Source organism: Rhizobium sp. Leaf306 (genome assembly GCF_001423425.1).
In the GTDB taxonomy this organism is placed as follows: Bacteria; Pseudomonadota; Alphaproteobacteria; order Rhizobiales; family Rhizobiaceae; genus Neorhizobium; species Neorhizobium soli.
Window position 1 is genome coordinate 14,260 of the sequence record NZ_LMNX01000009.1, and the last position, 21,294, is coordinate 35,553.

The 21,294-nt window shown below is 64.0% G+C and carries 21 protein-coding genes and 2 riboswitches; of the genes, 7 read left to right on the top strand and 14 right to left on the bottom strand.

The window, feature by feature from the left end; all coding sequences use genetic code 11:
* Positions 1–35: 35 nt before the first annotated feature.
* Positions 36–1,349: a cobyrinate a,c-diamide synthase gene (locus tag ASG19_RS23170; protein ID WP_062463550.1), complete on the bottom strand. Its 1,314-nt coding sequence runs from the start codon at positions 1,347–1,349 to the stop codon at positions 36–38.
* Positions 1,346–2,131: a uroporphyrinogen-III C-methyltransferase gene (cobA, locus tag ASG19_RS23175; protein ID WP_062463553.1), complete on the bottom strand. Its 786-nt coding sequence runs from the start codon at positions 2,129–2,131 to the stop codon at positions 1,346–1,348. Before cobA ends, ASG19_RS23170 begins: the two co-directional genes overlap by 4 nt.
* A 62-nt stretch (positions 2,132–2,193) precedes the next feature.
* On the opposite strand from cobA, the gene ASG19_RS23180 reads away from it, so the two are divergent.
* On the top strand, positions 2,194–3,309 hold the full coding sequence (locus tag ASG19_RS23180) for a cobalt-precorrin-5B (C(1))-methyltransferase (protein ID WP_062463664.1): 1,116 nt from the start codon (positions 2,194–2,196) through the stop codon (positions 3,307–3,309).
* Here ASG19_RS23180 and cobM read toward each other — a convergent pair.
* From cobM to ASG19_RS23195, 3 genes are read right to left on the bottom strand one after another with little or no spacing between them, the layout of a single operon-like run.
* A complete protein-coding gene (cobM, locus tag ASG19_RS23185) occupies positions 3,279–4,067 on the bottom strand; it encodes a precorrin-4 C(11)-methyltransferase (RefSeq protein ID WP_062463556.1) in 789 nt (262 codons plus the stop codon). The genes ASG19_RS23180 and cobM overlap by 31 nt on opposite strands.
* Positions 4,064–4,450 (bottom strand): cobalamin biosynthesis protein, encoded by a 387-nt coding sequence (locus ASG19_RS23190; protein WP_062463559.1) that lies wholly within the window; start codon positions 4,448–4,450, stop codon positions 4,064–4,066. The genes cobM and ASG19_RS23190 overlap by 4 nt, the downstream gene beginning before the upstream one ends.
* Complete coding sequence (locus ASG19_RS23195) at positions 4,447–5,679, bottom strand: bifunctional cobalt-precorrin-7 (C(5))-methyltransferase/cobalt-precorrin-6B (C(15))-methyltransferase (protein WP_062463563.1); 1,233 nt, start codon at positions 5,677–5,679, stop codon at positions 4,447–4,449. Before ASG19_RS23195 ends, ASG19_RS23190 begins: the two co-directional genes overlap by 4 nt.
* Positions 5,680–5,698: 19 nt before the next feature.
* On the opposite strand from ASG19_RS23195, the gene ASG19_RS23200 reads away from it, so the two are divergent.
* The gene (locus ASG19_RS23200) at positions 5,699–6,466 is read left to right on the top strand and encodes a cobalt-precorrin-6A reductase (protein WP_062463566.1); all 768 of its coding nucleotides are present in this window, start codon (positions 5,699–5,701) and stop codon (positions 6,464–6,466) included.
* Here ASG19_RS23200 and ASG19_RS23205 read toward each other — a convergent pair.
* From ASG19_RS23205 to ASG19_RS23235, 7 genes are read right to left on the bottom strand one after another with little or no spacing between them, the layout of a single operon-like run.
* Positions 6,430–7,194, bottom strand: a complete 765-nt coding sequence (locus ASG19_RS23205) for a precorrin-3B C(17)-methyltransferase (protein WP_062463568.1) — start codon at positions 7,192–7,194, stop codon at positions 6,430–6,432. The genes ASG19_RS23200 and ASG19_RS23205 overlap by 37 nt on opposite strands.
* Positions 7,191–7,955: a precorrin-2 C(20)-methyltransferase gene (locus ASG19_RS23210; RefSeq protein ID WP_062463571.1), complete on the bottom strand. Its 765-nt coding sequence runs from the start codon at positions 7,953–7,955 to the stop codon at positions 7,191–7,193. Before ASG19_RS23210 ends, ASG19_RS23205 begins: the two co-directional genes overlap by 4 nt.
* Positions 7,952–8,581: a precorrin-8X methylmutase gene (locus ASG19_RS23215; RefSeq protein WP_062463575.1), complete on the bottom strand. Its 630-nt coding sequence runs from the start codon at positions 8,579–8,581 to the stop codon at positions 7,952–7,954. Before ASG19_RS23215 ends, ASG19_RS23210 begins: the two co-directional genes overlap by 4 nt.
* A gap of 2 nt (positions 8,582–8,583) precedes the next feature.
* Entirely contained in the window at positions 8,584–9,891 is a 1,308-nt protein-coding gene (cobG, locus tag ASG19_RS23220; RefSeq protein ID WP_062463578.1) for a precorrin-3B synthase, read from the bottom strand.
* Positions 9,888–13,190: a cobaltochelatase subunit CobN gene (cobN, locus tag ASG19_RS23225; RefSeq protein WP_062463582.1), complete on the bottom strand. Its 3,303-nt coding sequence runs from the start codon at positions 13,188–13,190 to the stop codon at positions 9,888–9,890. The genes cobG and cobN overlap by 4 nt, the downstream gene beginning before the upstream one ends.
* Before the next feature lie 21 nt (positions 13,191–13,211).
* Positions 13,212–14,249, bottom strand: coding sequence for a cobalamin biosynthesis protein CobW (gene cobW, locus ASG19_RS23230; RefSeq protein ID WP_062463585.1), 1,038 nt, complete (start codon positions 14,247–14,249; stop codon positions 13,212–13,214).
* Positions 14,246–14,671 (bottom strand): DUF1636 family protein, encoded by a 426-nt coding sequence (locus ASG19_RS23235; RefSeq protein WP_244476270.1) that lies wholly within the window; start codon positions 14,669–14,671, stop codon positions 14,246–14,248. Before ASG19_RS23235 ends, cobW begins: the two co-directional genes overlap by 4 nt.
* A gap of 104 nt (positions 14,672–14,775) precedes the next feature.
* Positions 14,776–15,002: riboswitch (cobalamin riboswitch) on the bottom strand.
* 58 nt (positions 15,003–15,060) lie between these two features.
* A riboswitch (cobalamin riboswitch) is annotated at positions 15,061–15,262 on the top strand.
* Positions 15,263–15,298: 36 nt separating this feature from the next.
* Between ASG19_RS23235 and ASG19_RS23240 the strand changes: the two genes are divergently transcribed.
* From ASG19_RS23240 to ASG19_RS23255, 4 genes are read left to right on the top strand one after another with little or no spacing between them, the layout of a single operon-like run.
* The gene (locus ASG19_RS23240) at positions 15,299–15,475 is read left to right on the top strand and encodes a CbtB-domain containing protein (protein WP_062463594.1); all 177 of its coding nucleotides are present in this window, start codon (positions 15,299–15,301) and stop codon (positions 15,473–15,475) included.
* 14 nt (positions 15,476–15,489) lie between these two features.
* Positions 15,490–16,260, top strand: coding sequence for a CbtA family protein (locus ASG19_RS23245; protein ID WP_062463597.1), 771 nt, complete (start codon positions 15,490–15,492; stop codon positions 16,258–16,260).
* Positions 16,257–16,871, top strand: coding sequence for a cob(I)yrinic acid a,c-diamide adenosyltransferase (gene cobO / locus ASG19_RS23250; RefSeq protein WP_062463600.1), 615 nt, complete (start codon positions 16,257–16,259; stop codon positions 16,869–16,871). Before ASG19_RS23245 ends, cobO begins: the two co-directional genes overlap by 4 nt.
* Positions 16,872–16,874: 3 nt before the next feature.
* Positions 16,875–18,332 (top strand): cobyric acid synthase, encoded by a 1,458-nt coding sequence (locus ASG19_RS23255; RefSeq protein WP_062463603.1) that lies wholly within the window; start codon positions 16,875–16,877, stop codon positions 18,330–18,332.
* Here ASG19_RS23255 and cbiB read toward each other — a convergent pair.
* Positions 18,316–19,281 carry an adenosylcobinamide-phosphate synthase CbiB gene (cbiB, locus tag ASG19_RS23260; protein ID WP_062463605.1) on the bottom strand — a complete coding sequence of 322 codons (966 nt, stop codon included), beginning with the start codon at positions 19,279–19,281 and terminating at the stop codon, positions 18,316–18,318. The genes ASG19_RS23255 and cbiB overlap by 17 nt on opposite strands.
* Between cbiB and cobD the strand changes: the two genes are divergently transcribed.
* The gene (gene cobD / locus ASG19_RS23265; RefSeq protein WP_062463608.1) at positions 19,280–20,296 is read left to right on the top strand and encodes a threonine-phosphate decarboxylase CobD; all 1,017 of its coding nucleotides are present in this window, start codon (positions 19,280–19,282) and stop codon (positions 20,294–20,296) included. The genes cbiB and cobD overlap by 2 nt on opposite strands.
* Here the strand turns inward: cobD and ASG19_RS23270 are convergent.
* Positions 20,293–21,291: a P1 family peptidase gene (locus tag ASG19_RS23270; RefSeq protein ID WP_062463611.1), complete on the bottom strand. Its 999-nt coding sequence runs from the start codon at positions 21,289–21,291 to the stop codon at positions 20,293–20,295. The two genes, cobD and ASG19_RS23270, sit on opposite strands and share 4 nt — an antisense overlap.
* Positions 21,292–21,294 lie beyond the last annotated feature (3 nt).

Genomic DNA, 21,294 nt, shown 5'->3' on the forward strand with positions numbered 1-21,294 from the left:
AAATTAGGCGCCTTTCGAAAGGGAGGCAAATCCTGCTAATCGCGCGCTATCGCATGGAAAAACGTGCCGGTCACCCTTCCCCGGAAACCGCCCGACGGACCTATTTCGTCGCCTCGACCATCTGCAATCATAGCGAGAGGTTGGTCGGTTCCGGCTTCGATCACTCGAGCATAATGGAATTCGTGGCCCCGCACCACGTCGCCTATTTTACCAATGGCACTTTCTCTCATCAGGCGCGCCTGGCGGTAGCCGAGGTTCATCTTACGCTTGGAAAAGCTTGTGGAATGGGAAAGCAGGCCGGTCATGGTGTGGCTGACGCCGTCGGCATCCTCCAGCCTTTCGCCAAGCACCATGTAACCACCGCATTCGCCGTGGACCGGCTTCGTCTCCGAGAAGGTCTTCAGCCCTGTCTTGAACGTGTCAGCCGCCGCAAGCCGTCCCGCATGCAGTTCGGGATAACCGCCCGGCAGCCAGCAGACATCGCAGTCGGCCGGAGGCGCTTCATCGGCAAGCGGCGAGAAGTGGACGATCTCGGCCCCCATCGCGTGCCATTCCCGCTTGATATGCGGGTAGAGAAAGGTAAAGGCGGCATCTTCGGCAAGTGCTATCCGCTGACCTGGCGGCGGTAATGCCTTTTCGGTCGTCCCGGAGGCGATATCGAACGGACGTGCTGCCTCGAAAATCGCGTCGAGATCCAGCGACTGTTCCATCGCGTCGGCCAGCCGGTCGATATGGGCGTCCATCTGCGGATGTTCGCTTGCCTGCACGAGGCCCAGATGGCGTTCGGGCAGGGTCAGGGTCGGATCGCGCAAAATCGTGCCGACAACTGGAAGCCCGATCGCGGAGATGGCGTCGCCGGAGAGTTTTCTGTGGCGCTCGCTTCCGGCCCGGTTGAGCACGCAGGCTGCCATCTTCACGGTCGGATCATAATGCATGAAGCCGCAGGCGACGGCCGCCGCCGTCTGGCTTTGGCCTGACACGTCGAGCACCAGCAGAACCGGCAGGCCGAACAGGCGCGCGAGATCGGACGCTGCGCCTGAGCGACCGGGTTCGCCTAGAATGCCGTCGAAAAGACCCATGGCGCTTTCGATCAGAATCAGGTCCGCATCCTCTGCCTGGCCGCGTGCCAGATGCCGCAGAAGATCGGGGGCCATGGCCCAGCTGTCGAGATTGAGCCCGGGCAGGCGGGTTGTCGCTTCGTGGAAACCGGGATCGATATAATCAGGCCCGGTCTTGATGCCACGCACCTTGATGCCCCGCCGCTGGAAGGCACGCAACAGGCCGATGGTGACGCTGGTCTTGCCGGAGCCGGAGCGCGGTGCGCCGATGATCAGGGCGCGGGCCGTCATGATGCAGGTCCCGTAAGAACCGCCTGCATATCGACGATCCTGCCGATCACGATCAGCGCTGGCGCCTGGAAATCCTGGCGCTGCACTTCTGCTTCAACGGTCGCAAGCGTCGCAGTCATCGAGCGCTCCAAGGGTGTGGTTGCCGCCATCAGAACCGCGACGGGTGTATCGCCTGCCAATCCGCCCTCCATCAGCAGCCGCGCGATCGTGCCGATCGTGCTCACTCCCATATAGACCACGATGGGCTCGCCCGTCTTTGCCAAAGCTTTCCAGTCGAGATCGCCGGGCGTGCCGGCGGCGTGGCCGGTTGCGAGCGTGATCGAACGGCTGATGCCGCGCATCGTGGCTGGAATGTTGGCGCAGGCGAGTGCGGCAAGGGCAGAGGTCATGCCGGGAAGAATCCGGAAGGGGATATCGGCTTTCACCAACGCTTCGGCCTCTTCGCCGCCCCGGCCGAAGATAAACGGGTCTCCGCCCTTCAGACGCAACACGCGTTTGCCTGTTCTCGCGAGTTCGATCAGCCTCGCGGTGATGTCGTCCTGCGCGACCGAAGGTTTGCCGCCGCGCTTGCCGACGAAGATCATGTCGCGTGTTTTCGCCAATGCCAGCACGGCGTCGGAGACCAGCGCGTCATGCACGATCACGTCGGCCCTTTGCAGCGCATCGGCGACTTCCAGCGTCAGATAGCGCGGATGACCGGGGCCGGAGCCGGCCAGCCAGACATGGCCGGGCGCAAATTCCGGTGCTTCGACGATGGTTTCGATCAACTCATTCATGGGCATGGAGTGCAAACCTTTTGCCGGCCGGTGAAGGCCGGGCTATAGAAACGGCCATGGAAGCCGGCATCGATATTGACAGCAAGACCCTGCGACGTGGCTGGACCACGGGAACCTGCGCTGCGGCCGCCACGAAGGCTGCCTGTCTGGCGCTGATGACAGGCGAATTTCCGGCGATGGTGGAGGTGACCCTGCCCAGCGGCCAACGGCCGGGTTTTGCGCTGGCCATCGAAGAGGTGGGCGAGGGTTTCGCCAAGGCTGGCATCATCAAGGATGCCGGCGACGACCCAGATGTCACCCATGGCGCGCTGATCATCAGCACGGTGCGGCGCGGCGCGGCGAAAAGCGGCATCACGTTCAGGGCAGGACCTGGCGTCGGTACGGTGACGCGGCCCGGTCTGCCGCTGCCACCCGGCGAACCCTCGATCAACCCGGTGCCACGGCAGATGATTGCGCAGGCGATAACAGAGGTTGCCGGCGAGGGCGCCGATTTCGAGGTGGAGATTTCGGTGCCCGACGGTGAGAAGATCGCCGAGAAGACGCTTAACGGCCGGCTCGGCATTGTCGGCGGAATATCGATCCTCGGTACGACCGGGATCGTCATTCCGTATTCGTGCTCGGCCTGGATCCATTCCATCTGGCGCGGCATCGATGTGGCGCGCGCGGCCGGCCTCGATCATATTTCCGGCGCCACCGGCAATACGTCCGAAAAGGCGGCGCAGGCCTATCATGGCCTTTCCGACGTCGCGCTGATCGACATGGGCGATTTCGTCGGCGGCATGCTGAAATATATCCGCAGCCATCCGGTGCCGAAGGTAACCGTTGCCGGCGGCGTCGCCAAGATGACCAAGCTCGCCCAGGGCATGCTCGACGTGCATTCCAAGCGCGGGCTTGCCGATCTCGAAGCGCTTGCCAAGGTGGCGGAAGACGCTGGCGCCGATGCCGATCTCGTTGCGCGGATCATCGCTGCAAACACCGTCGCGCAGGCGTTCGAGATGGCTGGCGCGCGTGGTCTGAAGCTCGGTGACCGCATTGCCGCGCTTGCCTGGAAGACCGCCGCAAAGTCGCTCGGCGACCCTAAGATCGCGCTGGAGATCCTGGTGTTCGACCGGCACGGGCAGCTTGCCGGACGAACGGAATTCACGCCGTCCGATCATTCCGGGTCCTTAGCCGCAGAGAGCTGATCCCAGCCGGGGCGGAAACGTCGTACATAGTCTGCATTGTATAGCTGGCTCTCGACGAAATCCGTCGCTCCCAGCCCTTTGCCGACGAAGATGAGCGCGGTGCGCTCGGCGGGTTCTGCGGCCAGTTTCGCCGCAATATCGGCAAGCGTGCCGGTGACGATGCGCTCTTCCGGCCATGAGGCGCGAACGACGATCGCCACCGGGCAATCGGGACCGTAAAGCGGCGTCAGTTCCTCGACGATCCTGTCCAGTGCATGGATGGCGAGATGGATCGCAAGCGTTGCACCTGTCGCGCCAAAGGCTTTCAGCGTTTCGCCCTCGGGCATTTTCGAGGCGCGACCGGAGATGCGTGTGAGGACGAGGCTTTGCGCGACTTCGGGAATTGTCAGCTCCCGCCGCAACGCGGCTGCGGCGGCGGCAAACGAGGGGACGCCAGGGGTCAGCGTGTAGTCGATGCCGTGCTTTTCCAGTCGGCGGATCTGTTCGGCCACGGCGCTCCAGACCGAAAGATCGCCCGAATGCAGGCGGGCCACATCCTTACCGGCCTGGTGAGCGGCAACATATTCGGCCTCGATATCGTCAAGCGACAGAGAGCCGGTATCAACGATCCGTGCGTCGGCCGGGCAATAGTCCAGCAGTTCCTTCGGCATGATCGAGCCTGCATAGAGGCAGACCGGCGAGCGGCTGAGGATATCGCGGCCGCGGACGGTGATCAGATCCGCGGCACCGGGGCCGGCACCGATGAAATGGACGGTCATGGATAGTCTTTCGTTTGCGCCAAGGCGCAGGTAGCGCCCTGGGATATCAGCCGCGGCACGATGATTTCGGACCATTCTCCCGCAGCCGCAAGCGCCGCACCTTCGGACAGGCTGGATGACGGCGTCTGGGCAAGGCTGTGGCGGGAAACGGTCTTCGTTCTCGGCTCGGCGTCGAGCAACGCCTGGTCGCTGACGATGTGAAGCGGAATGCCCAGCGTTTCGGCCAGCTGCAGAATGCCGGGTTCCTGCCGCTTGATCTCTCCGGTGGCAAGTGCCCCAATCGATCCCCTGATGATACCGGCCTCAGTGCAGGCCGCATCGAGAGCGGACAGAAGGTCTGCGCGTGTGGTGCCCTTGCGGCAACCCAAACCGGCGACGATCATGGTTCTGTTCCTTTTGTCCAAGTCCACTGCGTGACCGGCATGGCCGGCTTCCAGCCCTGCATCGACCCGACGGGTGAGGCCCGCGAGACATCCATGCGGATGAGGCTGCCGCCGAGCGTGGCTTTTGCGGTCAGCAGCACCGCTTCCATCTCCAGCGTCACGGCGTTGGCAACGAGCCTGCCGCCGGATTTCAGCGCTGCAGCGGCCGTCTCGAAAACACCAGGTTCGCTGCCGCCGCCGCCGATGAAGATCGCATCCGGTGGGGTGAGGCCATGGAGCGCCGACGGTGCTTCGCCCTCGACCACGACGAGGCCCGGCACGCCGAAGCGTGCGGCATTGCGCCTGATGCGAGCGGCGCGCTTGGGATGGGCTTCTACGCCAATCGCCCTCATCGAGGGGTCGGCCAGCATCCATTCGATGCCGATCGAGCCGGATCCGGCGCCGATATCCCAGAGCAGCTCGCCGCGCCGGGGCGAAAGAGCCGATAGCGTCAAGGCGCGGATCTCCCGTTTGGTGATCTGACCGTCATGTTCGAACAGCGCATCATCAAGGCCGAAGCCTAGCGGCAGAACGCGCGCCGGTCCGTTTGCAGCAACGTCGATTGCGACGACGTTCAGCACGTTGATATCCTGCAATGCAAATCCGTCCGCCTGCACCTTGCGAATGCGCTCCGCTTGGCCGCCAAGCGCTTCGAGCACGGTCAGCTGCGATTTCCCGAAGCCGCTCTCCGTCAGGAGCGCCGCCAGTTCCGCAGGCCCCCGTTCATCCGAGGTCAGCGCGATCACACGCCGGCCTGGGTGCAGAAGAGGGCGGATGAGATCCGGTGGGCGACCGTGGAGCGAGACAGTCTCGATCTCCTGCAGCGGCCAGCCGAGACGCGACGCTGCGAGCGAAAATGCGGACGAGGACGGATAGGAGACGAATTCGTCGGCCGGCACATGGCGTGACAGGGTTGCACCCACGCCGAAGCAGAAGGGATCGCCGGAGGCGAGTACGCAGACCCTCTTTCCACGCAGGGCGACGACATCGCGCATCGCTGGATCGAAGGGCGTCGGCCAGGGTCGCGCTTCGCCGGTGATGAGGGATGCGGCGAGCTCCAGATGCCGCTTTCCGCCGAAAACAACGGTGGCGGCTGTGATCGCGTCGCAGGCGTTCTCGCCGAGACCCTTCACGCCATCCTCGCCGATGCCGACGATGGACAGCCAGCGGCTTTGGTTTAAAGCTCTCATCTCTGATTCAGGAGGCAACTTGACTTACTCCATCCTCATTCTGGGCGGCACGACGGAGGCAAAGGCGCTCGCCGGCCGGTTGGCGACCGACCCGGAATACCAGATCCTTGTTTCGCTTGCCGGGCGCACCAAGGCGCCGGCGGAACAGCCGGTGCCTGTGCGGATCGGCGGGTTCGGCGGTGCTGGAGGTCTCGATGCCTTCATCCGTGAGCAAGGCGTGGATCTGCTGATCGACGCGACACATCCGTTCGCGGCGCAGATTTCCCGCAATGCCGCTGAAGCCGCGGCGTCGTCCGGTGTAGAAATCCTGGCTTTGCGGCGTGCCGCCTGGTCGCGTCAGGACGGCGATCGCTGGCAGGAGGTCGGCAGTATCGAGGCGGCAGTTGCCGCGCTCGACATCGCCCCGCGCAAGGTTTTCCTGACGCTTGGCCGGCAGGAACTGCTGCCGTTCGAAGTGAGGAAACAGCATCAATACCTGGTGCGCAGCGTCGATCCGGTCGATCCGCCGCTCGACCTGCCGGATGTGACCTATATCACTGCTCGCGGGCCGTTTTCCGAGGGGGACGAGATCCGGCTGCTTGAGGAGCACGGCATCGACCTGATCGTTTCCAAGAATAGTGGCGGTCGTGCCAGTGTGGCCAAGATCAGCGCTGCGCGGCGCCTCGGAATCGACGTCATCCTGATCGACCGCCCAGAGCTGCCGGATGTGCCGTGTGCCACAAGCGTGGACGCGCTGGTCGACCGGGTGCGTCACTGGACGCTCTCCCGCAGGAAGCGCGGCGAATAGACGATCGGTCGGTTGCCGGTTCTTTCGATCAGCTTGGTCTCTGTCGTGCCGACGATCACGCAGGTCGCCATGTCGGCCATGTCGCCCTGAGCTTCCGCCAAGGGCACGATCCGGATAGCCTCGTCAGGCCTGCCGGCGGCGCGACCGAAGATGACCGGAACCGTGCCCGGCAGGTTGGCGCGCAGGATGTCGAAGGCTTCGTCCAACTGATGCGGCCGCGCCTTGCTGATCGGATTGTAGAAGGCCATGACGAAGCCGGCCGTTGCCGCGGCGACGAGACGCTTTTCGATGATGGCCCAGGGTTTCAGGTTGTTCGAGAGCGAAATCGCGCAGAAATCATGGCCGAGAGGCGCTCCCGCCTTCGCCGCAACCGCCAGCATGGCGGTGACTCCAGGAACGATGGATAGATCGATGTCGCGCCATTCTGCAGGGCCTTCGTCGATCGCTTCACAGACGGCCGCTGCCATGGCGAAGACGCCGGGATCTCCACCCGAGACGACGCAGACTTTGCCGCCTCTCGCTGCCATGTCGATCGCCGCCTTGGCGCGTGCCAGCTCCTCGCGATTGTCAGAGGCATGGCGGCGCTGGTCCGGTCGCAGGTTCAGCCTGTCGATATAGGGAAAGTAGCCGAAGAAATCGGTTGCCGACGCAACCGCCGACAGCGCTTCCGGGGTGATCTGGTCCGGATTGCCGGGGCCGAGGCCGACGACGGTCAGCGATCCCGTCATTCTGCCGCTCCATGATCGGGTCCCGGACGGTTGGTCCATCCGGGAACGAGCACCAGCGAGAAATAGGGCGCCGGGCTTTCGTCGCGCGTTTCCAGCCGCTCCGAGGCGCCGTTGGCCATGGTGCCCCGTTCGACATAGAGCGCGCCTGAAAGCTTGCCGACGGCGGCGAGCGCCCGGCGGATTTTGGGCAGGTTGCGCCCGACCTTCATGATCACGGCGCCATCAGTATCGGCGAGACGCTCGATCAGCTTTTCCTCGGATAGCGTGCCGGGAAGCACGCTCAGGATATCGTCTCCCTGCACCAGCGGCAGGCCCGTCATCGACCAGCAGCCGGACATCGCGGTGACGCCGGCAATCACATCGACCTCATAGCGATCATTCAGCCGCACATGCAGATGCATATAGGACCCGTAAAACAGCGGGTCTCCTTCGCTCAGAACGGCGACGGTCTTTCCGGCATCAAGGTAAGCTGCGACTTCTTCGGCCGAACGATCGAAGAAATCGTTGATCGGCGTCTTGTAGTCCGCCTCGTCCTTGTGGGTCTCAACCGTGACCGGATAGACCAGCGGCAGCTCGATCGTGCCCGGGCGGATATGGGCGTCGACGATGGTGCGGCCGTTGCCTGAGGATCCCTTCTTGCAGAAGAACGCCAGCACATCCGCTTCATTGATGGCACGCACGGCCTTCAGCGTCATCAGTTCCGGATCACCCGGTCCGGTGCCGACGCCGATCAGTCTGCCCTTTATACTCTCGGGGTTCAAAGGCCTGTCCTCGCCAGCGCGTTGACGGCGGCCGCCGTCATGGCAGAGCCGCCCATGCGGCCGCGCACCACGGCATAGGGAATGCCATGCGCTGATTCCATCAGGGCTTCCTTGGATTCGGCCGCGCCTACGAAGCCGACCGGCATGCCGATGATTGCGGCTGGGCGCGGCGCACCGGCATCCAGCAGTTCCAGCAGGTGAAACAGGGCCGTCGGCGCATTGCCGATGGCGACCACCGAACCTTCCATTGCGTCCCACAGATCCAGTGCCGCTGCCGATCGTGTATTGCCGATCGTTTTCGCCAGTTCGACCGTGCGGCTGTCACGCAACGTGCAGATCACCTCGTTGTCGGCAGGTAGCCTTGCCCGGGTTACCCCCTGTGCCACCATGAACGCGTCGCAATAGATGGGCTTGCCGGCCAGCAGCGCATTGCGGGCTGCAGAAACGAAGTCGTCGGAGAAGCGGAAATGTTCGGCCGCCTCGACCAGGCCGCAGGCGTGGATCATGCGGACTGCGACATCCGCCTGCTCTTCCGAAAATGCGGAAAGGTCGGCTTCCTCGCGGATGATCGCAAAGGACTTCAGATAGATCGCATCGCCTTCGTGGATATAGTCGTAACTGGTCATGGTCATCCTGGTATGGCCGCCTGGCGAAGCCGGTCCGGACCGATCCGGGCAAGGCAGGCAGCGGAATTTTCCCCCGATCGCCGTTCCGATCGGACCAGATCGGCAAGGCGGCGAAGCGTGGCGTTGGTATCGGCAAAAGCGATGGAAGCAAAGGGTTGGCCGCTCGCTTTCGCCGAGGCAACCAGCGAAACGTGATCCGGCATGCCGCACAGCGTCAGTGCCGTTGCTTGCGGATGGGCGCAGCCCTTGGGGCAGCCGCTCACATGCAGCTTGAAAGAGCCGTCCAGAAGATCGGTGCATTCCGCGGCAGCGCGCGTGGCGATCTCGTGGGTGGCAATGGTGCCGGAACGGCAGGCCGGGCGTCCGGTACAGGCGGCGATATGGCCGCGCGGATCGGTGCTCGACGTCACGAAACCGGTGTCTGCGGCAAATGCCGTCAATGTGCGGCACGTGGCCTGGCTGCCGGAGAACAGGAGCGAATGATCGAGCGCCGGTTTGACGGTGCGGATGTCCAGGCGGGTGGCCTCGTTGCAGAGGGCGATCAGGTTTTCGGCATGGGTCTGGCCGAAAGCTGGGCCGATGCCGGTCGCGAACGTGCCGTCCGACAAGGGATGCAGCGTGAAGGGGGAGACGGTTGCGGCAGTGAAATCGTTGACCGGCAAGGCTGAAGCGATGTCACGACCGCGGGCATCGCTCCCGAGCGAGGCGAGCTTTTCGAGCAGAGAGACTGTCGCCTCGATGGCCTGTGTTTCAGCGAAAACATTGAAAACACGCCCGGAAGCTTCGGTGCCGCCAAGCAGGATCTTCCAGCGGATTTCGCCATCCGCTTCCGCCGCGACCAACCGGATATCGGCGATCAGACCGGACAGTCTCAGGCGACCCGCACCATCGACGATGACAGACGTTTTTGGCGCAAGGCCTTGGAGGTCACGGGCGCGGTCTCTGATTGCATCCGCCAGCGGGCGCGGACCGGCAATTTCGGTTGCGTCCTCACCGGCAAGCGGCGGCACTTCGACGGCAAGGCCATCGCGTAGCGGCAGGTCCATGGCCCGCACCTCGGCCTCGAGACGCGGCGCGGAAGTTTCGCTGAGGCCGCGGATCTGCAGATTGCCGCGGGCTGAAATGTCGATCATGCCGTTGCCGTGACGCATTGCCAAACGGCAGAGATCGGCCAGTTGCTCTGGCGCAATTGCAGCGGTCAGCGGCACGCGCGCAAGAAGGCCGTCGCCCGTCATCATCGGCGCAGACAGGGCAGGGCAGGCGCCGCGTCTCATGTCCGGATCGGCTCGGTCGCGTGCAATTGCCGTCATGCGACCAGCCTTTCGCAGTCGTCTGCCAGCATTTCCAGCTCGGCATCCACCGCGTTGCGGCGCGGATGCCAGAGGCCGCGATCGAGCGCGGCGCGGAACCTCAGGCCCATGTAGCGAGCGCCTTCGGGGTTCTGGGACAACAGGAAGTCGCGGACTTTTTCGTCACCCAGATAGGCGTCATAGGTCGCATCAATCAGCGATTGCGGAACGGCGTGGGTGGTCTCGGCAAAGCCGATCAGCCGGTCGACGGTTTCGACCAGTTCGGCTGCACCGCGGGGTCCGTGGCGCATCTGGCCGGCGATAAAGCGTGGGTTGACGGCACGGGCGCGCACGACCCGGGTCAGGGCCTCGGAAATGGAGCGCGCTTTCGGCTTCTGCGGATCGGTCGTGTCGAGCGCGATCACATCTGCCTTGCCGCCGAGCGCCGCGACGGCCGCCGAAAAGCCGCCGATAAAGGCAACGTCGGCGGAACCATCGAGAAGATCGCGGCCGGGATCATCGCCGGTATGGACAAGCAGGTCGGCGCTTCCGATCCGCTCGGCAAACCCGCCGGGAACGTGGACGCCATCGCCATCGGCGCCGCCGAATGCGTGGCTGGTGGCGTCGAGATAGAGACGGCCGAGTTCCTCGCGTTCGCCCCAGCTGCCATCGGCAAGCTTTTCCTCGATGCCGGAACCGTAGGTGCCGGGGGCCGAACCGAAGATGCGCGCGGGCACATGGCCGAGCGTCTGCGCGTCTTCCGCCAGCGGATTGTCGCCCGGGGCTTCCTCGCGCGCGGCGATCGCCCGCATAGCGGCATCGAGAAGCGCGATCAGTGCCGGAAACATGTCGCGGAACAGGCCGGAAATTCGAAGGCTGACGTCGATGCGCGGGCGTCCGAGTGTTGCCGGCGCCAGAACCTCGATGCCGGTGACGCGGCCGGTTGCGGCGTCCTGGACGGGTCGTGCACCCATCAGCGCCAGAACCTGCGCTACTTCCTCGCCGCCGCTTCGCAGCGAAGCGCTACCCCAGAGGTCGAAGACGAGGCTTTTCGGCCAGTCGCCATGGTCCTGCAGGTATCGGCGCAAAATCTCGTCGGCGGCGCGCTTGCCCAGTTCGAACGCGGTCGGGGTCGGCAGGGTGCGCGGATCGCTGGCGTAAAGATTGCGGCCAGTCGGCATCACGTCGCGGCGGCCCCGTGATGGTGCGCCCGACGGACCGGGGCGAATATGCCGGCCATCGAGCGCATCGAGCAGCGCCTGCATTTCGGTTCCGGCACTGGCGATCCGCAGCGGGTCGTCATCGCCGGCTGCGATTTCGCCGAACACGTGCTGGCCGTCCTTGATGGCGAAGTCCTTGAGGTCGCAGAGAAACGCGTCGATGCGGCTGAGCGCCGTGTCGGGGTCGTCATCACCTGTGATGCCGGCCTCGGATGCCAGTCCGCAGTCGCCGGCAGTCTCGACGATCAGTTTCGCCAGCCTGTCGCGGCGGCGCCTGTCCAGCCCGTCCGCCTGCGCGTACTCATCGACCAGCAGCTCGAGTTTCGTCTGTTCGTCCGAAAGGCCGGCGCCTGCCAGAACCGGCGGCAGGTGACCGATGGTGACTGCGGAGATGCGCCGTTTGGCAACGGCGGCCTCGCCGGGATTGGATACGATGAACGGATAGATGACCGGCAGGCCGCCGGTCACAAGTTCCGGAAAGCAGTCTTTCGAAAGCGCCACGGTTTTCCCCGGCAGCCATTCCAGCGTGCCATGGGCGCCGACATGAACGATCGCATGGGCACCTACGGCGTTGCGCATCCATTGACCGAAGGCGTTGAGGGCGTGGCGCGGCGGCAGGTCGGGGCTGTGATAGTCAGTGCGGCGGTCGGCATCGCGGCCCCGATCCGGGGCAAGCGCCACCGTGACGTTGCCGAACTGCGCGGCGCGGAAACGGTAGGCACCGTCTTCCAGATCCGCATCCGTTGCCGGTTCGCCCCAGGCGGCATCGATTCCAGCTGAAGGGCTGTAGGTTGCCAGCGGATATTGCGCCGTCCTGGCGGCCAGCAGATCCAGAAGCGCGCGCGGGGTTTGTGGGATATCGGAAACCGAATAGCCGGCTGTTGATAGCGTGCTGAGGATCGTCAGAACGCTTTGCGGTACATCGAGGCCGACGGCATAACCGGTGCGGCCCGGCGCACTCGGATAATCCGGCATCAGGATGACGAGCTTTCGCTCGGCGCGGGACACGGTCTTCATCGCAAGGAAGGCGGCGATCCGGTCTGCGACGTGTTCGATACGGTCAGGTTCGGGCTGGTTGATGAGATCGGCCGTCTTGTCGCCGGCCTTGAACGAGATCGCGCCGGCGAGAATGCGGCCGTCCAGTTCCGGCAGCACGACATGCATGGCAAGATCAGAAGGGTTGAGGCCGCGGCGGCCTTCCATCCATCCGTCCCGCCGAGTCGTTGCGGTGACCAGCTGGAAGACGGGAATCCCTGAGCGGTCGAAAATCGTGTCGCCGTTGTCGTCGGTCGCACTTGCAAAGGCTGTCGTGGTGAGAATGGCCGCCGGATCGAGCTCTGCGATCGCTTGTTCGACAAAGCCGATGGTTTCTGCATCCTTCAAGCCGCCGACGAACATCGGCATCGGTGCGAAACCGCGGGCGGCAAGTGCTTCATACATCGCGTCGATCGGTGCTGCATCGTTGGCAAGCAAGGTGGAGCGGTAGAACAGGATCGGCAGCCGCTGCGCATGGGGCGGGAAGCCCGCAGTAAGCTCGTCGGCCGTGGAGATGCCGTGGCCGGGCTTGTAGAAGCCCCGCTTCGGCAGCGGCGTCGCGGTCGGCAAGCTTTGCGTGTCGCCGCTTGCCAGCGCATCCAGCCGGCGCGCCAGAAGCTGCATATTGTCCGGCCCGCCTTCGCGGAAGAAGGCGAGAACGTCCATCAGCGTTGCATCGGGCACGGTCGAGGCAGCGGCCAGGCGGTCATCGCTGATGCTGCATTCGCCCGGCAGCATTGCGAGCGGGATCTTCTTGCGCTTCGCCAGCCGCGACAGCTGATCGGCGCCATAGGCCCAGCGATCATAGCCGCCGAGAATGCGCACGAGGATAAAGCGCGCATGGGCAGCGGTCTTTTCCAGCCACAGGTCGACGGACATCGGGTGGCGAAGGTCGGAGATATTGGTGAGGCAGAGGCTCGCCTTGCCATTACTCCAACCCGCTGCGATGCCGTTCAGGTCACTGCCGGAAAAAGACAGCACCACCACATCTGCCGGCGACTGGTTGAGGTCGACCGGCTCGATCAGGTCGTCGAGCGACGACGAGGTGGTGGCGAGAATATGCATCCTTTTCCTTCTACAGCCCTCTTATGCCGCCAGCATCTTTTCGATCGCAGCCCGGTCCATCCCCTTTTCGCCGATCACGACGAGGCGGCTCTGGCGGGTCTCGCCGGCACCCCAGGCGCGGTCGAAATAGTGGTTCACGCGTGAACCGACAGCCTGCACCTGAAGGCGCATCGGCTTGTTCGCGACGTCGACAAACCCCTTGATGCGCAGCACGTTTTCCGCTTCCGCCGTGGCGGAAATGCGGGCAGCGAGTTCGTCCGCATCGGCAACGGCTGGAATATCTATGACGAAACTGTCGAAATCGTCGTGATCGTGATCCAGCTCGTCATCGTGATGCGTCTTGCGGTTTTCGATATCGTCCTCGACGGCAAGACCGAGACCGATCAGCACGCTCGGATCGACGGCGCCGTTTGCGGCCGGCACGATCTTGACCGCGCGCGGCAGATGCGCCTGGACGCGGCCCTTGGCGGCGGCAAGCGATGCCTGGTCGAGAAGGTCGGTCTTGGTCAGCACGATCATATCGGCGCAGGCAATCTGGTCCTCGAACACTTCCTCGACCGGATCGTCGTGGTCAATCGAGCTGTCCTGGCTGCGCTGCGCTTCCAGCGCTTCGTGATCATCGGCAACGCGACCTTGCGCAAGCGCCAGACCGTCCACCACGGCAATGACGGCATCCACGGTGACGCGGGCCTTCACATCCGGCCACTGGAAGGCTTGGACGAGCGGCTTCGGCAGGGCAAGGCCGGAGGTTTCGATCAGGATGTGGTCGACGCGCGGTTCGCGGGCCAGGATCTGGTCGATCGCCGGAACGAAGTCGTCGGCGACGGTGCAGCAGATGCATCCGTTGGCAAGCTCTATAATGTTGTCGTCAGGGCAGCTTTCGATGCCGCAGCTCTTCAACACGTCGCCATCGATGCCGACATCGCCGAACTCGTTGACGATGATCGCGAGGCGCTTGCCCTTGAGGTTTTCGATCAGGTGACGGATCAGCGTGGTCTTGCCGGCACCGAGAAACCCGGTGATCACGGTGCAGGGAACGCGGTCGAATGAAACGCTCATGAAGGCAGGTCCTCGTGGTGCTGGAATGGGGGAATGCGGGCCGTCATGCCCTTGCCGCGAAGGCACATGGGGCGGCCGCGAAGGGGAAGTAAACCGCGCTCGTCGTCAGCCAGCATCATCGCGCCGACCAAGATGTCCTCGACCGTGTCGAGCGACAGATGACCAAAGACATAGGACCAGCCGGAGCGATGGTTGAAGGCAGCACTTGGGCCTTTTTCGCAGTTGGCAAGGCAGGTGACGGGTTTGACGGAAAGCGGCTTGCCGGCGGCAGCCTCGCGAAGGGCGTCCATCAGGACGATGCCCGGGCGCGCTTCGCTGTCGGATGCCTCGCGACAATTGGTGCAGACGAAAATCGTCACATCCGGCTCGCCGGCAAGGCCGTCTGCGGCCGCGTCGCGCTCGTCTTTTCGTTCGTCAATCACCATCGTGTCGCACTACCGCCCAAGTCAATAACATCGGGGTGCACGACAGGAAGGCAAGCCTATCCTGCAGAGTGAAAGAAGCTTTTCCGGAGCACCCCGCCCGGAAAGGCACGTTTTCGAACGGCAGGTCTCCTGGCTCGCGGGTCGTCACCATCCGCCTGCCTTCCCGGATTTCTCCAGTGGCCATAGTGGCAGGATGGCTCGCCGCTTACAGTTGCGGGGGCAGCCGCGGCATTGAACCATGGAATCTTAAAGACGATCCCGGGTTCGCACCGCATTCTCTCTTAGCCCCTACCGTTGCCGGCAAGGGACCGTATCGCAGTCACCTAAGCCTTGTCGCAGGGCAGTGTCAATGTTGCAAAGCCGATTGCCCGTCTGGGGAAACCGTCTATAGTGATCACGTCTTTGGTGCCCGAGAGGGCTCATCGAAGGGAATGCGGTGCGACGACATCTTGGCGTCAAACCCGCGGCTGCCCCCGCAACTGTAAGCGGAAAGTCTCTGCCCGATATGCCACTGGAGACATCCGGGAAGGCGGGTCAGAGGCGTTCGATCCGCGAGCCAGGAGACCTGCCGGAGACGATAGGTACAGTGAAAGCCCTCGGGTGGAGGGCAGAAAGACGACGTCCATGGTTACGAACTCTGCTGCCCGTGCAGCCAGCGTTTCCGCATCGAAAATCATTCCTCTCGGCATGACGGCCATACTCGGCCTGTTCATCGTCGGCTTTGTCGGCTTCTCGCATATCGAGGCCGTGCACAATGCGGCCCACGATACGCGCCACTCGCTGGCCTTTCCCTGCCACTAAGAGGAATTTTCCCAATGTCGCTGTTTCGTAACATCGTCCTCACGGCGGTGATCGCAGGGCTTTTGTCCGGGCTCCTGATGACTGTGATGCAAAGCTTTTCGGTCGTGCCGCTTATCATCGCGGCAGAGACGTATGAACATGTCGACAGCAACGGTGCCGGACATAGCCATACTGCGGCTCCGGATACGGCCGCAGGCACTGCAGCACCGGCTTCCGCTGCGCACGATCACGCCGAAGAGGCATGGGCGCCGGCCGACGGGCTCGAGCGCTTTGCCTACACTGCAGCGGCCAATGCTCTGTCGGCAATCGGTTTTGCGCTGGTTGCCATCGCCATCGCCGAAGCACTCGGCGGGTTTGGCGGGTGGCGCGGCGGGTTGATGTTCGGCATTGCCGGGTTCCTCACCGTCAGTCTTGCACCCGGCCTCGGTCTGCCGCCGGAACTTCCGGGCATGCCCGTCGCTGAGCTCGGCCCGCGCCAGATCTGGTGGATTGCGACAGCCGTCTGCACTGCCCTGGCCCTTGGCCTGCTTGCCTATACCCGTTCCGCCCTTCTTGCGGCTTTGGCGGTCGTCCTGCTCGTTGCTCCGCACATCATCGGCGCACCGCTGCCGCCGAGCCATGACACCGCGGTGCCGATGGACCTGCATGCGCGGTTCGTCAATGCCGTCTACGCGACGAACCTCGTCTTCTGGGCCGTTCTCGGGGCGCTTTCCGGCGTCATTCGCGAGCGTTTTCGTGCCGGTGAGGAAATCTCGACCACGTCCAAGGAGCTTGCAGTCCGTTGAAGGAAATCGATCAGACCACCGAGCAGCGTCACCGCGCCAAGATGGAGAACCGCAAGGCGGTTCAGGATGCCGAAGTCGCGGAGAAGACCGTCGAGAAGGGGCTTCTCATGGTTCATACGGGCTCCGGCAAGGGCAAGTCGACGGCGGCCTTCGGGCTGGCGCTGCGCACGCTCGGCCACAACCGCCGCGTCGGGATCGTGCAGTTCATCAAGGGCGCTTGGTCGACCGGCGAACAGCCGGCGCTTGCGGTGTTCGGCGACCGCATCGCCTGGCACACGATGGGCGAGGGCTTTACCTGGGAAACCCAGGATCTCAAGCGTGACATCGCCGCTGCCGAGAAGGCCTGGGGCATGGCACTCGAACTGATGGCGGACGAGACGATCGGCCTCGTCATTCTCGACGAACTCAATATCGCCCTGCGTTACGATTACCTCGATCTCGACAAGGTCGTCGCTCAGTTACAGGCGCGCCGGGCGGATCTGCACGTCGTCGTCACCGGCCGTAACGCGAAGCCGGCTCTGATCGAGGCGGCGGATCTGGTGACCGAGATGACGCTCGTCAAGCATCACTTCAAGGCCGGTGTCAAAGCCCAGGCCGGCATCGAGTTCTGACGGGTGGTGGCTCGCGCTCTCATGTTTCAGGGGACAGGCTCGGATGTGGGCAAGTCGCTGGTCGTTGCCGGGCTTGCCCGCGTCTTCACGCTGCGGGGCTTGAGTGTCCTGCCCTTCAAGCCGCAAAACATGTCCAACAATGCCGCGGTCACCGCCGATGGCGGCGAAATCGGCCGGGCGCAGGCACTGCAGGCAAGGGCTGCCGGCGTGCCGCTCAGTGTCCATATGAACCCGGTTCTGTTGAAGCCCCAGAGCGAAGTCGGGGCACAGGTGGTGGTGCAGGGCAGGGTGGAGGGCAATGCCAAGGCTGCCGAATACCAGCTTCTGAAGCCGAGGCTGCTTTCGCGGGTGCTTGAGAGCTTCGAGATCCTGAAAGCCAAGGCAGACCTCGTCCTCGTCGAAGGGGCAGGTAGCGCTTCGGAGATCAACCTTCGCCAGAACGACATTGCCAATATGGGTTTTGCCCGCGCTGCCGATGTCCCGGTGGTTCTCATCGGCGATATCGACCGGGGCGGCGTGATCGCGAGCCTTGCCGGCACGAAACTCGTCATCGATGACGATGACGCGGCAATGATCCACGGCTTTATCGTCAACCGCTTTCGCGGCGATCCGGCCTTGTTTGCCGAGGGCATGCGGATGATCGGTGCGTTTACCGGCTGGCAGTCGATCGGCCTCTTGCCGCATTTCCCAGATGCCGCGCTCCTGCCGGCGGAAGATGCGCTCGGCCTTACCCAGGCCTTCGCACACAAGCCCGGTGCGAAACTGCGGATCGCGGTGCCGATCCTGCCGCATATTTCCAATTTCGATGATCTCGACCCGCTGGAAGCGGAGCCGGATGTCGAGCTCATCCGTGTCAGGCGCGGCAACGCCATTCCTGGGAACTGCGATCTCGTGCTTCTGGTCGGCTCGAAGGCCACGATCGCGGATCTGGCGGCGCTGCGGGAGGCCGGTTTCGATACCGATATCGTGGCTCATCTCAGGCGAGGCGGTCGTGTTCTCGGTCTCTGCGGCGGGTATCAGATGCTTGGCAGACGGATATCGGATCCCGAGGGATCGGAAGGTCCTCCCGGTTCGGCGGAGGGGCTGGGGCTTCTCGATGTCGAAACCGTGCTTTCGGCGTCGAAGCGGCTGGAGGCGGTTACAGGCGTCAGCTCCGACGGAATATCATTCGCCGGCTACGAAATGCATACGGGTCATACCACTGGCGCCGACTGTTCGCGCCCGTTTTCGAGCATTGCCGGTCATGCGGAAGGTGCGTCATCGGCGGATGGCAGGGTGGTCGGCACCTATGTGCATGGACTGTTTTGCGATGATCGCCAGCGTTCGGCCTGGCTGTCGCGTCTCGGGGGCACCGTGTCGGGCCTGAATTACGAGGCCAATGTCGATGCCATTCTCGATCGCCTTGCCGTGCATATGGAGCAGCATCTCGATATCGATGGACTGCTCAAAATTGCCAGATGAGCAGCGCCAGGAGGCCGAACAGGCCGATCAGCAGCGCATCCGCCACGCGCGCAAGCTTGAGGGCGCGGGTAATGTCGTCGAAATTCAGGTTGGTCCGGTTACCCTCTCCCATGTAGCGGGCTTCGATCATCTGGCCGCCGTAACTGCGGGGACCCGCGAGCGCGATGCCAAGCGCACCCGCCATCGCCGCTTCGGGCCAGCCGGCATTCGGCGAACGATGATGCTTGGCGTCCCGGCGGATCGCACGTATGGCATCGCGGGGCGAGGCGTCCTTGACGAAGATCGCGGCCAAAACGAACAGCGCCGCCGTCAGGCGCGAGGCCGGCAGATTGATCAGGTCGTCGAACCGGGCCGCGGCCCAGCCGAACGCTTCATGACGCGGAGACCGATGGCCGATCATGCTGTCGGCGGTATTGGCAGCCTTGTAGGCCGCGCCGCCGGCCAGGCCGCCGATGCCGAGCCAGAAGGCAGGGGCGACCACGCCATCGGAAAAATTCTCGGCCAGGCTTTCGATCGCGGCACGGCAAACCGCGGCGTCATCGAGCTTTTCCGGATCGCGGCCGACAATCATCGAGACGGCCTTGCGTCCGGCGTCGAGCCCGTTGTAGCGCAACGCGGTTGCCACGGCTTCCACATGGGTCTCGAGGCTTTTCTGGGCCGGCAAGCTGGCTGCGGCAAGCACGAGAAGGATCGGTCCGAAGGGCAAAAGCATGAGAACGGCGGCAATCGCCAGCGCGGCGGCGACGGTGCAGCCGATGAGGACAATGAGCGCGAGGATGCCCATGCGTTTGCGGCTGGCGAAATCATCGCCCTCACGGTTCCATCGACTGTCGAGTGCCGATATCAGCCGGCCGATCCAGGTGACGGGATGGCCGACGCGTTTGAACAGCCAGTCCGGATAGCCGACGATGCGTTCGGTGATCAGGGCGAAGAATGCGAGAAGGAACATGCAGTTGGCGATCTCTGAGTTGGGCAGTCCGATACAGCATGGCGGCAACCTCGCCATGGCGCGTGCGCTGTTTCCTTGGGCACCCGAGCCGTGGATCGATCTATCGACCGGCATCAACCCGCATTCCTATCCGCATACGCCGATCCCCGGCAATGTTTTTGCACGTCTGCCGGAGCCTTCTTCGCTCGAGAGGTTGAAGACGGTTGCAGCTGAGGCGTATAGGGCTCCGTCAGCCGCTCATATCGTGGCCGGGCCGGGCACGCAGATCCTGCTGCCGATCATCGCCGGCCTTGTCGGAGCGACCGGAAAGGCCGCCATCCTGTCGCCCACCTATGCGGAACATGCACGTGCCGCGACAATGGCGGGCTTTCAGGTTCTGGAGACGGACGATCTCGACCATCTCGCGACAGCCAGTCTCGCCGTCATCGTCAACCCGAACAATCCGACCGGCCGGATCGTTTCGACGGACGACATTCTGGCGCTGGCCGAAATCATGCGCGCGAAGGGCGGACTGCTCGTCGTCGATGAAGCTTTCATGGATGTGTCGGAAGCCCAGAGTGTTGCCAGCGCTGTCGGCGAGGGCGGGCTAATCGTGCTGCGCTCTTTCGGCAAGTTCTATGGCATGGCCGGCCTGCGGCTGGGCTTTGCGATCGGCCAAGCCGATCTCATGGCAAGGATCGAGGAGAGGCTCGGGCCCTGGGCGGTCTCCGGTCCGGCTCTGCATGTGGCTTGCGAAGCGCTGGCCGATGCCGATTGGCAGGCTGCGATGCGCGTGAGGCTCGGCACAGATGCGGCAAGGCTGGACGCAGCTCTGTCCGCTGCCGGCATTCCGGTCTTCGGCGGCACGTCATTGTTTCGTTTCATACGGGACAGGCGTGCCCAGACTCTGTTCCAGCACCTAGGCCGACACGGGATCATCACGCGCCGCTTTAGCGAGCGTCCGGACGATCTACGGCTGGGGCTGCCTGAGGAGAAGGACTGGTCTCGGCTGGAAGCGGCACTCGGAGGCTTCTAGCCGCCGAACCGGTCGCTCCAGGCGGGTTGGGCGTTAGCGTTTGGCAGCGCGGTCGCCTCGAATACACCCCTAGCAACGGCTCTTGCCGTGACCAGGGTTGCGAGATGGCAGAGTTCGGCGAAGGCCCCCATGTCTTCCATCGGGATTTTTCCGGTGGCTGCCGAAAAGATCGTGTCGCCATCTCCCGGCAGATGTGCTGGCAAGACGGCGCGTGCCAGTCCGTCATGCGCCATGATCGACAGCCTGTGCGCCTGCGCCTTGGTCAGAACTGCATCGGTGACGACCACGCCGATCGTCGTCGCCTTCAACGTCACGCCCTTCATCCGCAGGGACGTGTGGTCGGCTGTGAATGTCGAGGGAAGGCCGAGACCCCCGAACTCGTCATCCTGCTCGAACGGTGCCGACCAGAAGTGCTTGGTATCACCGACCGTTGCGGCGCCCATGGCATTCACGGCCATGAGGACGGCAATCGTGTGCCCGGACGCGGTCTTTGCGCTTGCCGAACCGATGCCGCCCTTGACGGTCGCGGTCGTGGCGCCGGTGCCGGCCCCGACTGTGCCGAGCGCGAATGCACCTTTCTGCGCGGCGCAGAAGGCGTCGTAGCCCATGTCGCGGTAGGGCGAATGGAGGCCCCAGTCCTTGTTGCCGCCGTTCAGAAGATCCATCAGGATTGCCTGCGGCACGATCGGCACCCTGGCAGACCCGACGGGAAAGCCGCGGCCGATCCGGCGCAAGCCCGCCTGCACCCCGCCGGCTGCATCCAGCCCGAAGGCCGAGCCGCCCGAGAGAACGAAGGCATCGACTGTCTGCACCGTCATGGACGGGTCGAGAAGGGCGGTCTCGCGCCCACCCGGTGCGCCGCCGAGAACCGAGCCGGAGGCGATCGCCGGCTGATCGAAGATGATCGCGGTGACGCCCGAGCCAAGCTGCAGATCGGTCGCGTGGCCAACGGCCACGCCCTCGATATCGGTGAGGAGGTTCAATGGCGCCACCATGCG

Coding starts and splice junctions, on each gene's coding strand:
- ASG19_RS23170 (WP_062463550.1), bottom strand. CDS start 1,349: ATGACGGCCCGCGCCCTGATCATCGGCGCACCGCGCTCCGGCTCCGGC.
- cobA (WP_062463553.1), bottom strand. CDS start 2,131: ATGCCCATGAATGAGTTGATCGAAACCATCGTCGAAGCACCGGAATTT.
- cobM (WP_062463556.1), bottom strand. CDS start 4,067: ATGACCGTCCATTTCATCGGTGCCGGCCCCGGTGCCGCGGATCTGATC.
- ASG19_RS23190 (WP_062463559.1), bottom strand. CDS start 4,450: ATGATCGTCGCCGGTTTGGGTTGCCGCAAGGGCACCACACGCGCAGAC.
- ASG19_RS23195 (WP_062463563.1), bottom strand. CDS start 5,679: ATGAGAGCTTTAAACCAAAGCCGCTGGCTGTCCATCGTCGGCATCGGC.
- ASG19_RS23205 (WP_062463568.1), bottom strand. CDS start 7,194: ATGACGGGATCGCTGACCGTCGTCGGCCTCGGCCCCGGCAATCCGGAC.
- ASG19_RS23215 (WP_062463575.1), bottom strand. CDS start 8,581: ATGACCAGTTACGACTATATCCACGAAGGCGATGCGATCTATCTGAAG.
- cobG (WP_062463578.1), bottom strand. CDS start 9,891: ATGACGGCAATTGCACGCGACCGAGCCGATCCGGACATGAGACGCGGC.
- cobN (WP_062463582.1), bottom strand. CDS start 13,190: ATGCATATTCTCGCCACCACCTCGTCGTCGCTCGACGACCTGATCGAG.
- cobW (WP_062463585.1), bottom strand. CDS start 14,249: ATGAGCGTTTCATTCGACCGCGTTCCCTGCACCGTGATCACCGGGTTT.
- ASG19_RS23240 (WP_062463594.1), top strand. CDS start 15,299: ATGGTTACGAACTCTGCTGCCCGTGCAGCCAGCGTTTCCGCATCGAAA.
- ASG19_RS23245 (WP_062463597.1), top strand. CDS start 15,490: ATGTCGCTGTTTCGTAACATCGTCCTCACGGCGGTGATCGCAGGGCTT.
- cobD (WP_062463608.1), top strand. CDS start 19,280: ATGCAGTTGGCGATCTCTGAGTTGGGCAGTCCGATACAGCATGGCGGC.
- cbiB (WP_062463605.1), bottom strand. CDS start 19,281: ATGTTCCTTCTCGCATTCTTCGCCCTGATCACCGAACGCATCGTCGGC.
- ASG19_RS23270 (WP_062463611.1), bottom strand. CDS start 21,291: ATGGTGGCGCCATTGAACCTCCTCACCGATATCGAGGGCGTGGCCGTT.